This window comes from Pseudomonadales bacterium (assembly GCA_024234165.1).
Lineage (GTDB): Bacteria > Pseudomonadota > Gammaproteobacteria > Pseudomonadales > UBA5518 > UBA5518.
The window spans coordinates 176,885-189,518 of sequence record JACKOP010000001.1; the positions used below are offsets into that span (position 1 = coordinate 176,885).

At 63.7% G+C, this 12,634-nt stretch carries 12 protein-coding genes and 2 tRNA genes; 8 read left to right on the forward strand and 6 right to left on the reverse strand.

Annotation, left to right across the window (positions count from 1 at the left end; translation table 11 throughout):
- The first annotated feature begins 2 nt into the window (after nt 1-2).
- A complete protein-coding gene (locus tag H7A12_00715) occupies nt 3-506 on the forward strand; it encodes a DNA-deoxyinosine glycosylase (protein MCP5319351.1) in 504 nt (167 codons plus the stop codon).
- Between the two features lie 22 nt (nt 507-528).
- On the opposite strand, the gene H7A12_00720 is transcribed toward H7A12_00715, so the two are convergent.
- Entirely contained in the window at nt 529-948 is a 420-nt protein-coding gene (locus H7A12_00720; GenBank protein ID MCP5319352.1) for an HIT family protein, read from the reverse strand.
- On the opposite strand from H7A12_00720, the gene H7A12_00725 reads away from it, so the two are divergent.
- Entirely contained in the window at nt 923-1,156 is a 234-nt protein-coding gene (locus H7A12_00725; protein MCP5319353.1) for a hypothetical protein, read from the forward strand. The two genes, H7A12_00720 and H7A12_00725, sit on opposite strands and share 26 nt — an antisense overlap.
- Nucleotides 1,157-1,240: 84 nt before the next feature.
- Here H7A12_00725 and H7A12_00730 read toward each other — a convergent pair whose 3' ends face one another.
- On the reverse strand, nt 1,241-1,495 hold the full coding sequence (locus tag H7A12_00730) for a zinc ribbon domain-containing protein (protein ID MCP5319354.1): 255 nt from the start codon (nt 1,493-1,495) through the stop codon (nt 1,241-1,243).
- Nucleotides 1,496-1,557: 62 nt separating this feature from the next.
- Entirely contained in the window at nt 1,558-2,406 is an 849-nt protein-coding gene (folD, locus tag H7A12_00735) for a bifunctional methylenetetrahydrofolate dehydrogenase/methenyltetrahydrofolate cyclohydrolase FolD (protein ID MCP5319355.1), read from the reverse strand.
- A 164-nt stretch (nt 2,407-2,570) separates the two neighbouring features.
- On the opposite strand from folD, the gene H7A12_00740 reads away from it, so the two are divergent.
- The 6 genes from H7A12_00740 to H7A12_00765 all read left to right on the forward strand — a co-directional run bounded on the left by H7A12_00740 (nt 2,571) and on the right by H7A12_00765 (nt 9,038).
- Nucleotides 2,571-2,647 (forward strand) — tRNA-Pro (locus H7A12_00740).
- A gap of 37 nt (nt 2,648-2,684) precedes the next feature.
- Nucleotides 2,685-2,760 (forward strand) — tRNA-His (locus H7A12_00745).
- Between the two features lie 58 nt (nt 2,761-2,818).
- Nucleotides 2,819-4,252, forward strand: coding sequence for a DNA recombination protein RmuC (gene rmuC, locus H7A12_00750; protein MCP5319356.1), 1,434 nt, complete (start codon nt 2,819-2,821; stop codon nt 4,250-4,252).
- The gene (gene bcp, locus H7A12_00755) at nt 4,249-4,722 is read left to right on the forward strand and encodes a thioredoxin-dependent thiol peroxidase (protein MCP5319357.1); all 474 of its coding nucleotides are present in this window, start codon (nt 4,249-4,251) and stop codon (nt 4,720-4,722) included. The genes rmuC and bcp overlap by 4 nt, the downstream gene beginning before the upstream one ends.
- Before the next feature lie 156 nt (nt 4,723-4,878).
- Nucleotides 4,879-5,979, forward strand: coding sequence for an efflux RND transporter periplasmic adaptor subunit (locus H7A12_00760; GenBank protein ID MCP5319358.1), 1,101 nt, complete (start codon nt 4,879-4,881; stop codon nt 5,977-5,979).
- The gene (locus H7A12_00765) at nt 5,976-9,038 is read left to right on the forward strand and encodes an efflux RND transporter permease subunit (protein ID MCP5319359.1); all 3,063 of its coding nucleotides are present in this window, start codon (nt 5,976-5,978) and stop codon (nt 9,036-9,038) included. The genes H7A12_00760 and H7A12_00765 overlap by 4 nt, the downstream gene beginning before the upstream one ends.
- Before the next feature lie 93 nt (nt 9,039-9,131).
- Here H7A12_00765 and H7A12_00770 read toward each other — a convergent pair whose 3' ends face one another.
- From H7A12_00770 to H7A12_00780, 3 genes are all read right to left on the reverse strand, one after another.
- Entirely contained in the window at nt 9,132-9,944 is an 813-nt protein-coding gene (locus H7A12_00770; protein MCP5319360.1) for a TOBE domain-containing protein, read from the reverse strand.
- A 79-nt stretch (nt 9,945-10,023) separates the two neighbouring features.
- Entirely contained in the window at nt 10,024-10,566 is a 543-nt protein-coding gene (locus H7A12_00775) for a molybdopterin-dependent oxidoreductase (protein ID MCP5319361.1), read from the reverse strand.
- Nucleotides 10,567-10,589: 23 nt separating this feature from the next.
- Entirely contained in the window at nt 10,590-12,617 is a 2,028-nt protein-coding gene (locus tag H7A12_00780) for a TonB-dependent receptor (protein ID MCP5319362.1), read from the reverse strand.
- Between the last annotated feature and the right edge of the window lie 17 nt (nt 12,618-12,634).

Below are 12,634 nucleotides of genomic sequence, written 5' to 3' on the forward strand. Positions count from 1 at the left end.
CGATGCTGTTGCGTGGCTTCGAGCCGGTGGCTGGGCCGGATGCGCGGGTACTGATCCTCGGCTCGATGCCGAGCGAGGCATCGCTCGCACGGGGGTTCTATTACGGGCATCCTGGCAACGCCTTCTGGTGGCTGCTGGCTGCGGTGCTCGATTGCTCGATACCGGAGGACGTCGAGGCGCGCCAGCGTCTGCTGGTGGAGAACCGCATTGCACTATGGGACGTGGTGCACCGCTGCCGGCGGCGCGGCAGTCTCGACCGCGCCATCGAAGCCGACAGTGTCGAGGCGAACGATATCGGCCGCTTTGTCACTGCCCACCAGACGATCAGCGATGTGTTCTTCAACGGCACGGCGGCGCAGACCCTGTTCCGGCGTCATGTACCACAGTTGCCGCTCACGCTCTCGCTGACGCGGTTGCCGTCGAGCAGCGCCGCCAACGCAAGCTGGTCACGCGCGCGGAAACTGGCTGCATGGCGTGCCGTGGCATATGCGCTGCAGAGGCTGTGACAGAACGCCGGATGCGTGCGGACTAGAACTCCGCTTCCGGGCGTCCGCTGGAGCGCAGCGCCGCACGGATGGAAGCCGCTTCGCGTGCCAGCGCTTCGGACTCCGCCATCCGTGTCCTCAGGAACGACATATCGCTCATGTCATCGGCCGGCAGCACGTGCAGATGCGTGTGCGGAACCTCGAACCCGGCGATCATCAGCGCGACGCGGGCCGATCCGTAAGTGGCCTTCAGAGCGTGCGCAATATGGCGTGACACGCACATCAGATGGGTGGCGAGCGGCTCGGACAGATCGTCCCACTGATCGACCTCGACGCGCGGCACGACGAGCAGGTGGCCGGGGCGGATCGGCTGGATCGTCATGAACGCGACGGCGTGTTCGTCCTTCCACACGAAGTGACCCGGCAGTTCGCCGGCGATGATGCGCGAGAAGATGCTGGGCATGGAATGCTCCATCCGGTGGGTTCAGGGCCGATTATCGGTGATCGCCGCATTCCCCTCAAACGCAGCAGCGCCACAGTCCGCGGCTGTTTCCACCATCGGAGCCAACCGGTCGAGCGGTTTTTGCGAGGCTCTGCCCGCACGGTTCATCGGGCGGATCGACGACGAACAGGATGTCATCGCCAACTTCGCAAATCTCACGCGCTGCTGATGGCGGAAATCGGACGACTCGACTGGGCCGGGTTCTTCGTTGCCTGCGTGGCTTCGGATTTCTGTCGCTTGCAGGTGGAGCGTTTCAACCGGCAAAGCCGCAGGCGCCGCGGCCACAACCGCCACCTCCGCACGCAGGTTCCGGGTTGCGCAGTGCGCTGTTGCGCACCACCCCGGCAGCGCTGAGCAGACGTTCGACCGGCGATGCCGGATCGATGTCGCCGGGATCGAGGTTGCCGAGGGTGCAGAGTTCACCCCAGGTCGAGGCCTTGGCCTGGATCGAATGCTTGACCTCGTGCACGCTGCCGGTGGCGAGGCAGCGGTAGTCGTAGCTTGGCATCGGTGGCTCCTGTGAACTGAAAGTGGAATCGCCGTCGGGCAACGTTGTCCCGCCCGCAGGCGTCAGGACGCGAGCGTGCGCTCGGCGGCTGTCACGGTCTGCAGGATCAACGTGTTGATCGTCATCGGCCCGACGCCGCCGGGTACTGGCGTATACGCCTCGACGCGACCCACCAGCGGCGCGAGTTCGATATCGCCGATGCCGCCCGGGTGAAATCCCGCATCGACGACAACCGCTCCGTCGCGGATCCAGTCGGCCCGGATGAACTCGGGCTTGCCCACGGCGCCGACGAGCAGGTCCGCCTGCGCGACCAGCCGCGGCAGATCGCGCGTGCGCGAGTGACAGACCGTCACCGTGCAGTTCGCATTCAGCAGCATCAGTGCCATGGGCTTGCCGAGGATCGGGCTGCGACCGACCACCACGGCATGGCGACCTGCCAGCGGAATATCGTAGGCAGCGAGCAGACGCATGATGCCGGCCGGCGTCGCCGAACCCCATGCGGGCTCGCCCATTGCCATGCGCCCGAAGCCGAGACAGGTCACGCCATCGACATCCTTCTCCAGCGCGATTGCGTCGAAGCAGGCACGTTCGTCGATCTGGGGGGGAACCGGGTGCTGCAGCAGGATGCCGTGGCAGTCCGGGTTTGTGTTCAGCTCGTGGATCGTTGCCAGCAGTTGCGCGGTCGTCGTGTGCGCCGGCAGTTCGACCGCCATCGATTCCATGCCGACACGACGGCAGGCGTTCTGCTTCATGCGCACATAAGTGGCTGAAGCGGGATCGTCACCGACCAGGATGGTCGCCAGAATCGGTGCATGACCGCCGCTGCGTTCACGGATGGCGGCAACCCGGGTCGCGAGTTCCGCTTCGGTACGCTGGGACAGGGATTTGCCATCGAGGACGTTTGCGGGCATGAGGCAGGCTTCCGTGGTCGGCTGAACGGGAGCGCGCGATTGTCGCATCGCTGCGTGTCGCCAGCCAAGCGTGACCGGGATATTCGCCGCTCGCCGTGATTGACGCTCCCGGGGGGCGCCATTAATATGCCGCTCCCGTATCCGGCACCCCCGGACCGGGATTTCGGGGTATAGCGCAGTCTGGTAGCGCGCCTGCTTTGGGAGCAGGATGTCGGGGGTTCGAATCCCTCTACCCCGACCAACCCGCGCGCGCATCGCGATGCGCTGGTAACACGATGGTGGCCGTAGCTCAGTTGGTAGAGCACAGGATTGTGGCTCCTGGTGTCGTGGGTTCGATCCCCATCGGCCACCCCATTCTTCCTCCAGACATCGTGCCTTGCTTCACGGGCCTTCGCTGCAGAGGACGCTGGCCGTGCTGAGTTCTACCCCTGTGCCCGAGTCCGTCGTGCTGGCACTTGCGGGCGCCCTGCTGGGTGTGACGCTCGTTGCCGTTTACCTGTACCTGCGCAGCCTGCGCCTGCAGCAGTTGCACGCGCGACAGATACTCGAGCTCGAATCTGAGCGGGCACAGCACGCGGTCCGGCTCGAGGGGCTGCAGCGCGAGGTGCAACGGGGCAGCGCCGAGCTGGCACGCGCGCAGCAGCGGACGGAAGAGCTGCGCGATGCGCTGCTGGCCGCGCGCACCGAGCTGGCGGCAAGCGAAGCCCGTCATGGCGCCGAGCGCCGTGCCGCCAGCGAGAAACTCGCACTGCTCACCGAAGCGCGTGAACGACTGGCGCAGGAGTTCTCCGCGCTCGCCAACCGCATCTTCGACGAGAAAAGCGAGCGTTTCGGACAGCACAGTCGCAACACGCTCGAACTCACGCTGCAGCCGCTGCGCGAGCAGCTCGCGGATTTTCGCCGTCGCGTCGACGAAGTACACGGCAGCGACACCGACGGGCGTGCGCGACTGCTGCAGGAACTCGGTTCGCTGAAGGAGTTGAACCGGCGCATCAGCGACGACGCGCTGAACCTGACGCGCGCGCTGAAGGGGGACACGCGGGTCCAGGGGCATTGGGGCGAGGTGATCCTGGAACGGATCCTGGAGGATTCGGGACTGCGCAAGGGGCACGAGTACGACGCCCAGGTCGTGACCCACGATGAAGGCGGGCAACGTCGCGCTCCGGACGTGGTGGTGCGCCTGCCCGAAGGGCGCGACGTGGTGATCGACTCCAAGGTGTCGCTGAATGACTACGAACGCTACTGTGCGGCAGAGCACGACGAGGGCCGGGATGCTGCGCTGCGCGGGCACATTGCCTCGCTGCAGGCACATATCGCGGCGTTGAGCGCCAAGGACTATGCCGGACTCGAAGGCATCCGCACGCTCGACTTCGTGCTGGTCTTCGTGCCGATCGAAGCGGCCTTCATGAAGGCGATGGAGCACGATCCGACCTTGTTCGGGCGGGCTTTCGAACGCAACATCATCGTCGTCAGTCCGACCACGCTGCTGGCCACGCTGCGCACGATCGAAAGCATGTGGCGCCTCGAGCGGCAGAACCGCAACGCCGAGGAAATCGCACGTCGTGCGGGCGCCCTGCACGACCAGTTCGCGCGTGTGCTGGAATCGCTGGAAGACGTGGGACGGCATCTGCAGCGTGCGACGGCAGCGCACGAGCAGACCGTCGAACGTCTCGCGCGTGGCCGGGGGAACCTGGTTGGCCGGGTACTGCAACTGGCGCGCCTCGGAGCAAAGGCGCGCAAGACCCTGCCCGATGCGATCGTTGCGCGCGCCGACGTCGGCGACAGCGAGGACGATGAGATCGACGCCGCGTCGCAAGCAACCCATCCTTACGGAGATCCAGAATGACGTTCCCGAAGATCGGCAATCCGGCACCGCTCTTCACGCTGCAGAACCAGCGTGCAGAAACCGTGACACTGAAGCAGTTCCGCGGTGGCCAGAACGTGATTCTGTACTTCTATCCTGCCGCGATGACACCGGGCTGTACCGTGCAGGCCTGCGGCATGCGTGACGCTGCGGCCGAACTGGCGGCCTGCAACGCGATCGTGCTCGGTGTGAGCCCGGATCCGGTCGCGAAGCTCACCAGATTCGCCGAACGCGACCGTCTGAGCTTCGATCTGCTGTCGGATCCCGATCACGAAGTCGCAAGCAGATACGGAGCGTGGGGGCCGAAGAAGTTCATGGGGCGCAGCTATGACGGCATCCTGCGCACAACTTTCCTGATCGATAAGGAAGGCCGGTTGCGGCACGTGATCGCGAAGGTGAAGACGCGCAGTCACCACGACGAGGTGCTGGCCTTGCTGCGCGCGTCGGACTGAGGGGTGCGGCGACATCGCTTCGAGGCGTAGCTCACACGGCTACGTTACGGTCGGTTAATAGGGTGATATTCCCGATGTCTGGCACAGTCATCGTCCGTAGAATGGCGCCCGCCGCATAGCGGCACCCGGATCCTGCCTGCTGACGGAATTGTTCCGATGAAGAAACCGATGGTGATCATGGTCGCCGCCCTGGTGCTGGCGTTTGGCACGCTGTTCGGTTTCATCGAGGGCAAGAAGCGTCTCGTCGAACGCTACCTCGCCAATTTCGAGCCTCCGCCGGTGGCGGTTTCGGCGCACCCGGCAAAGCGGGAATTCTGGGACGTGGCAATCGCTGCAGTCGGCACGCTGAAAGCCGTGCACGGTGTCGACCTGGCCAGCGAAGCGGCCGGAGTCGTGACGCGAATGCATTTTCGTGCGGGCGACGAAGTTGCCGCCGGTGACGAGATCGCCAGTCTCGACGACCGCGTCGAGGTGGCGACGCTGAAAAGCCTGCTGGCCCAGCGACGCCTCGCCGAGATCAACTTCGAGCGCGACCAGCGCCTGTTGGCGACCAAGGCCATCTCGAGGACCGATTTCGACAAGACCGAGGCGCAGCTCAAGGACGTGAGCGCACAGGTCGAGCGCACCGAGGCGGTAATCGCCCGTAAACATCTGCGCACACCTTTTGCCGGGCGCATTGGCATTCCCCTGGTCGAGGTCGGAGAGTACGTCAGCGAGGGGCAGGAAATCGTCACCTTGCAGTCCCTTGCCATGCTCGAAGTGGACTTCAAGCTGCCCGAACAGGAATTGCCGCGGCTTGCCGTCGGCCAACGGGTACGTTGCCAGGTGCAGGCCTACCCGGAACGCGTGTTCGACGGCGAGATCAGTGCGATCGATGCCAAGATCGACGACAACACCCGCAATGTGCTGGTGCGCGCGCAGGTACCCAATCCGGGTGCTGCGCTGCTGCCTGGCATGTTCGTTGGCGTCGAGATCGTGGTCGAGGACGACATCGAGCAGATCACGGTCGAGGAGTCGGCGCTGAGCTACAACCTCTACGGGGATTCGGTGTTCGTGGTCGCCGAGCGTGGCCGTGATGACGGCGGCAAGGATCTGGTCGTGAAACGGACCTACGTGAAGAGTGGCCAGCGTCGCCATGGACGCATTGCCATCACCGAGGGCATCAATGAAGGCGATGTCATCGTCACGGCAGGCACCCTGAAACTCGATTCGGGGACCCGCGTGGCAATCGACAACAGTGTCCAGCTCGGCCAATGAAATTCACCGACATCTTCATTCGTCGACCTGTGCTTGCCGGTGTGGTGAGCCTGGTGATCGTGCTGCTGGGGCTGCGGGCATACGGCAGCCTGAGCCTGCGCGAATACCCCGAAATCACCTATCCGGTCATCATGGTGACCACGCCGTATCCAGGCGCCAACGCCGACTTGATCCAGGGCTTCATTACCCGACCGCTGGAACGCGCGATTGCCACTGCCGAAGGACTTGATTACGTCGAGGCCCGCAGCGCAGACGGAGTGTCGCGGATTTCCGCCCACCTGCGCCCGGGCTATGACATCGATGCCGCTTTCGTCGATATCACTGCCAAGGTGGCGCAGCAGCGCCGCGAGTTGCCACTCGACGCCGAGGACACGATCGTCGCCAAGGACATGGGGATGGGTGGCAACGAGCTGATGTTCCTGGCGTTCAGCAGCAAGGTACTCTCGCTGGAGCAGATAACGGATTACCTCGACCGGGTGGTGGTGCCGGTACTGAGCACGGCCAAGGGAGTGGGCGAGGCGCGCATCGATGGGGGACGCCGGTTCGCGATGCGCGTGTGGATTGATCCCGAACGGCTGGCCGCCTTCGGGCTGACGGCAAGCGATGTGTTGCAGGCGATCAGGCGCAACAACGTGCAGAGTGCCGCCGGGGAGATTCGCAGCGACTACGTCAAGCTCTACCTGAACCCGCAGACCGTGATCGACGACGTCGAGGGTTTCCGCCGCCTGGTATTGCACCGTGGTGCGGACTCGGTGATTCGCCTGGGCGATGTCGCACGCATCGAGATGGGCGCAGAAAGCTACGATCAAAGCACCAGTGACCAGGGCAGGCAGGCGGTCTTCGTGGCTGTCAGTTCCGCGCTCACGGCAAATCCGCTCGAAGTAGGGCGGAACATCCGTGAACTGATGCCGCTCATCATCAGCCAACTGCCGGATGGATTGCAGGGCGCAGTCGTCTTCGACGCGACGCAGACCATCCAGTCGTCGATCAACGAAGTCGTGACGACCCTGCTCGAAGCGAGCCTGATCGTGGTGCTGGTCATCTTCCTGTTCCTTGGCTCGTTGCGCTCCGTGCTGATACCGGTCGTGACGATTCCGCTGTCGTTGGTGGGCGTGCTCTCGCTGATGCTGTGGATGGGGTTTTCGGTCAACCTGCTCACCCTGTTGGCGATGGTGCTGGCCATCGGCCTGGTCGTGGACGATGCGATCGTCGTCGTCGAGAACATCCAGCGCCACCTCGAGGAGGGCATGAAGCCACTCGAGGCCGCCTTGCAGGGTGCCCGCGAAATCGCCTATCCGGTCGTGGTGATGACGCTGACTCTTGCTGCCGTGTACGCGCCGATCGGCTTCCTTGGCGGCCTGACCGGCACGCTGTTCATCGAATTTGCATTCACCCTGGCGGGTGCCGTGATCGTCTCGGGTGTGATCGCGCTCACCCTGTCGCCGATGATGTGCAGCCGCCTGCTGCGCCACGAGGATTCGTCCAGTGGTTTTGCACGCTGGCTGGAACGTGCCTTCTCGGCCCTGAAGCGCCACTACGAACGCGTGCTGCGCTACGCGATGGCCAACCGTCCGATCGTGCTGGTATTCGCGGCGGCGGTGTTCGTCAGCCTGTTTTTCCTGTTTCGCGCCATACCTCAGGAACTCGCCCCGCTCGAGGACACGGGGCATGTGTACATCGTCGGCGAGGCGCCGTTCAATTCGACGCTTGAATACACCCAGGCCTATACGACCCAGGTCGAACAGGTCATGCGCGAGACGCCCGAATACAAGCGCCACTTCCTCGTGACCGGCATCATGGGGACCAACACCTTCTTCGGCATGACCGAGCTGCTGCCGTGGAAGGAACGCAGCCGCGACGCACAGCAAGTGCAGCAGGATCTGACGGCACGCATGGCATCCATCGCCGGAGTGCGCATCAACGCCTTCAACATGCCGTCGATTCCGGGGGCGTCTCCTGAACTGCCGATCCGTTACGTCATCGCCACGACCGGTTCCTACGAGCTGCTGCAACAGGTGGCAAGCGAAATCGAGAGCAAGGCGCGCGCCAGCGGCAAGTTCGTCTACGTGCAGTCGGACCTGCGTTTCGAAAAGCCGGAGCTGCTCATCGAGATCGACCGCGACAAGGCCGCACGTCTTGGCATCGATGTTGCCGAAATCGGCACCACACTGGCCACATTCCTGAACGAGAGCGAGTCGTCGCGCTTCAGCGTCGACAGCCGCAGCTATGAAATCATCCTGCAGGTGGAGCGTGCGCAGCGGAGTTCTGCAAAAAACCTGGATTCCTACTACGTGCGCACGGCGAGTGGTGGTCTGGTGCCGTTGTCTGCCGTCGTATCGAAGGTGCGCCGGAACCGTCCGGGCAGCCTGACCGAATACCAGCAGCTCAACTCGGCCGTGATCGGCGCCTTGCCGTCTCCGGGTGTGTCACTGGGCGATGGTGTCGACTGGTTCAACGAGCAGGCGCGTCCCTTGTTGCCGGCAGGCTACAGTGCTGACTATCTCGGTCAGTCCCGGCAGTTCGTGACCGAGGGCAACGTGTTGCTGTGGACCTTCCTGTTCTCTTTCGTGCTGATCTTCCTCGTGCTGGCGGCGCAGTTCGAAAGCTTCACCGATCCGTTGACCGTGCTGGTCAGCGTACCGCTATCCGTGTGTGGGGCGCTGATTCCGCTCGCTTTGGGGCTGGCAACGATGAACATCTACACGCAGGTAGGCCTGCTGACCTTGATCGGTCTGATCAGCAAGCACGGCATCCTCATCGTCGACTTCGCCAACCGACAGCAGGAGTTCCACGGCAGCAGTGTCATCGACGCGGTGGTCGAAGCCGCGACCGTGCGTCTGCGCCCGATCCTGATGACCACGGCTGCCATGGTCTTCGGCGTGATTCCGCTGTTGCTGGCAAGCGGTGCGGGCGCTCAGGCCAGAACGTCGATCGGCATCGTGATCACCTTCGGCATGCTGGTCGGCACGCTGTTCACGCTGTTCGTTGTGCCGGTTATCTACAGCTACGTGGCACGACGTCACGCAGCAGTCACGGCTGAGCCCGCGGCATCACACTGAAGAGGCCGTCGCAAGAGCCCTTCGAGCATTGACGTGACCGGCGCGTGACAACGCCTTCGTATCGGGGGGGTGTGCCTCAGGGTTGCCCGTCGATCAGGCCGGAATCGCGACGATGACGCTGGATGCCTTGAAGATCGCCGTCACGGCCTTCCCGGGAGCGAGTTCGAGTCCTTGACTGCTTTCGTTCGTGACGATGGCGGCGACGGTGTTTCCACCCGGCAGTTCGATCACAACTTCGGTATTCACGGCGCCGGGATGCACGCGTGTGACGGTGCCGTGGAGCTGGTTGCGGGCCGAGAAGCGGGCACCCTGGGGTTCGGTCACGATGATGATCGAAGAGGACTTGACCAGCGCAAAGGCTTCGGAACCCGGTTGCAGCCCCAGACTGTCGGAGCTCTCGCGGGTGACGATCGCAACGATGCGGATTCCGCCGGGAATCTCGATTTCGACTTCGTCATTGACGGCGCCCGGCTTGAACCGGCTCACCGTGCCCAGGAACTGATTGCGCGCACTGGTCTTCATGCTCATTCTCCGAATCAACAGATAATCGTCGGTAATTCCTTCGGTCTGGCGGCTGAGCTGGTCGATGAACCTCCGATGCTCGTGCTCGATCAGGCGGAAATTCGCGACCAGTTGTTCGCCGCGTGCGGTGAGACGGGTTCCGCCGCCACCCTTGCCACCCGACAGGCGCTCGACCAGCGGTTCGCCGGCCAGGTTGTTCATCGTGTCCACCGCATCCCAGGCCGCCTTGTAGCTCATCTTCATGGCTTTTGCGGCCTGGGTGATCGAGCCGCATTCGGCGATCTTCGCAAGCAACTCCACACGGCCAGGTCCCCCGATGTTCGCCCCACCGACGGTCATCCAGATCGTGCCCTTCAGTTCGATGTGCTCGCGGTCTGCCGTCATGTCCGATGCCGCCCTTCCGGGGTAGAGGACGGCAGCATAACGCATGATCCACCGTCGACCATGCCTCTGCGAGCGACGATCAGTCGACGATCTTGCGCACCTCGATGCTCTGCAGCCACTTGACGTGACGCGGTCCAGTGCGGATGTCCTTGCCGGATATCAACGCGATGCGCCCTTCGTCGTCGGCGAGCGGCTGACCGTCCTTCTCGAAGAATACGATCACGCCGTCACCGAGCGGGGAGTTGAACAACTCGCTCCACGAAAACACGACCTTGTAACCGTCGCTGGCGGTCGCCACGACGGCCATCTTCTTCACATCGTTGTGCGCCGGTGCCTTGATCACGGCTTTCTCGAGGATGTCGCGCAGCAGCACTCCCTTCAGTTGTTCGAGCTTGCCGAGGTTCGCTCCGGTCTGGCAGACCAGTGGCAGCTCGCCGATCTGCTGCGGTGGGAAGCGGCCCAGGTCTTCGACGCCGAGATCCAGACGGTTCTCGACCGCCCCTTCGATCGTGAAGCGGGTGGTGACGAATCGGCTCGGGTCGGCGGGCGGCTCGGCTGCCCAGGCAAACCCGGCTGCGACCAGGGCAAGGGCAGTGAGCAGATGACGGATGACGGATTGCATCGGAGTTCTCCCTGTCAGGTGTTTCAGAAACGGTAGTTCACGTTGGCGAACCACGTGCGGCCGGTGGCGGGAAAGCCATCGGCCAGCGCGTAGTCGCGGTCACTCAGATTCTCGACCCCGGTTTCGATCGAGGTGCTTGCCAGCGGCTGGAAGACGAGTTTCAGGTTCAGCGTGGTGAAACCGTCCAGCCGGACGGTGTTCGACGCCCAGCGTTCGCTGTTGTGCTCGGCCAGCGCCACCACGTCGAAGTGTCCCGTCGGGTGCCACACTGCGTGTGCGATGAGCTTGCGCGTGGGTACGTCGGTCAGGCGGGTGGCGGGGTCGCTGCGGTTGTCGAGGTCGACGTACGTGCAGCTTCCACCCAGTTCGAGCGCATCGCCAACGCTGCCGCGCAGCGCCAGTTCAAAGCCCCGGGAGCGTACCTTGCCGACGTTCTGCATCTGGGAGCGATTGCCGAGCACGTTCGCGACCGACTGGATCTTGTCGCTGATGTCGCTGTAGAAGATCGCGGCTTCGGCCGTGATGCCGGCCCATGGCGTGCCGCGATAGCCGATCTCGTAGTTGGTCGATTCTTCAGGACCGAGACCCGGGTTCTCGATATAGGTGCCAAGGCGTTGCGAGTAGCGGTCCTTCAGCGTCGGGAGGCGGGTCTTGCGTGCGACCGTCGCGTACAGGCGCACGGTTGGTGACCAGTCGTGGAACACTCCGGCCTGTGCATCGTTGGCCTTCTGGCTGTCGGGCAGGGAATAGGGGTTGGCGCTGCTGAACACCTTGTCGGGGCGCAGTTCATGGCGGGCGACGCCGAGTGACAGCGTCCACGACGGTGCCAGATCGATGCTGTCCTCGAGCGCGAACGAGTGCAGGGTGTCCTCGAAGTTCGAGTTCAGGCGCCCGTCGGCATCGTGCTCCCGGTGACGATCGGTCTTGTAATGCGCAACCAGTCGCAAGGCGTGTGCATTCAGGCGGTACGATTCGAGGGTGAGTGACCCGCCGTCGGTGCTGTCGTCGTAGATGCTTGCACCGGTACCCACACTGCCGCGACCGCTGGTCTTCAGGGTGCGGTAACTGCCGTCGGTGTACGAATTGACCTCGTTGTCGAATTCATCGTGATACAGCCGGACTTTCAGGGACTCGAAGGATCCAAGGGCTGTGTTCGATACGAAGTAGAGCCCTTGCTTGTCCCAGTACGGCCACCGCCAGTAGCGTGCTGCGGTGGGAACGGTGGATGGCGGTTGTCCTTTTTCGCCATCCTGGCGGTAGTAGCCGAGCGCATATTCGTCGGTCGTGTTCGGTGTCAGCCCGAGCTTGAACGACAACTTGCTGTCTTCATGGTCGGCGTTGTTGCGTTTGCCGCCGCGCTCGGTCGCCGTCGGGGAGAAATCCGACGCCAGCGGGAAACCGTCGCTCTGCGAGCGCGACGCACCGGCCTGCAAGTACCAGCGACCCTGGTTGCTGCCGACGTTGACCGACGCCCTGCGCTGTTGATCGGATCCGAAACCCACCGCTGCGTCCGCTTCCAGGCGCTTCACGGGTTTGCGCGAGATCAGGTTGATTGCTCCTCCCAGCGTGTTCGGACCGAACCCGACCGAACCGAAACCCTTGTCGACCTGGATTGCAGCGAGGTCGGCCGTCGTGAAACGGTTGAAATCGACGTAGCCGTCGTACGGGACGTAGACCGGGATGCCGTCGATGAACAGTGGCACTTCCCGCGCATCGAAACCCCGGACCGAGATCGTCTTCTCGTTGCGGGAGTTGGTCGACAGCGAGACTCCCGGGAGGAGATTCAACGCATCGCCGATGGTGTCACGGTTGAACTGCAGGATGTCCTTGCGATCGATCACCGAGGTGGTGCGCTCGTTGGCGATGGCGCCGATGTCCTGCGTTTTCTCCCGCTTGCCGATCACCGTGATCACTCCGAGCATGAACGGTTCGGCAGCGCTGTCCTGCGGGCTTGCTGCCGCGGTCTCCGTGCACGCCAGCAGCACCGCCGTGGCCAGGGCCAGCCGACGTGCGGACGGGGTGGGCAACAAGCGCAGGCAGGAACGAATCATTGACGGTTTCTCCAATC

Excerpts from the sequence above, each read along its gene's own strand:
- H7A12_00715 (MCP5319351.1), top strand. The coding sequence starts at position 3 with ATGCTGTTGCGTGGCTTCGAGCCGGTGGCTGGGCCGGATGCGCGGGTA.
- H7A12_00725 (MCP5319353.1), top strand. The coding sequence starts at position 923 with ATGATGCGCGAGAAGATGCTGGGCATGGAATGCTCCATCCGGTGGGTT.
- H7A12_00720 (MCP5319352.1), bottom strand. The coding sequence starts at position 948 with ATGCCCAGCATCTTCTCGCGCATCATCGCCGGCGAACTGCCGGGTCAC.
- H7A12_00730 (MCP5319354.1), bottom strand. The coding sequence starts at position 1,495 with ATGCCAAGCTACGACTACCGCTGCCTCGCCACCGGCAGCGTGCACGAG.
- folD (MCP5319355.1), bottom strand. The coding sequence starts at position 2,406 with ATGCCCGCAAACGTCCTCGATGGCAAATCCCTGTCCCAGCGTACCGAA.
- bcp (MCP5319357.1), top strand. The coding sequence starts at position 4,249 with ATGACGTTCCCGAAGATCGGCAATCCGGCACCGCTCTTCACGCTGCAG.
- H7A12_00760 (MCP5319358.1), top strand. The coding sequence starts at position 4,879 with ATGAAGAAACCGATGGTGATCATGGTCGCCGCCCTGGTGCTGGCGTTT.
- H7A12_00765 (MCP5319359.1), top strand. The coding sequence starts at position 5,976 with ATGAAATTCACCGACATCTTCATTCGTCGACCTGTGCTTGCCGGTGTG.
- H7A12_00770 (MCP5319360.1), bottom strand. The coding sequence starts at position 9,944 with ATGACGGCAGACCGCGAGCACATCGAACTGAAGGGCACGATCTGGATG.
- H7A12_00775 (MCP5319361.1), bottom strand. The coding sequence starts at position 10,566 with ATGCAATCCGTCATCCGTCATCTGCTCACTGCCCTTGCCCTGGTCGCA.
- H7A12_00780 (MCP5319362.1), bottom strand. The coding sequence starts at position 12,617 with ATGATTCGTTCCTGCCTGCGCTTGTTGCCCACCCCGTCCGCACGTCGG.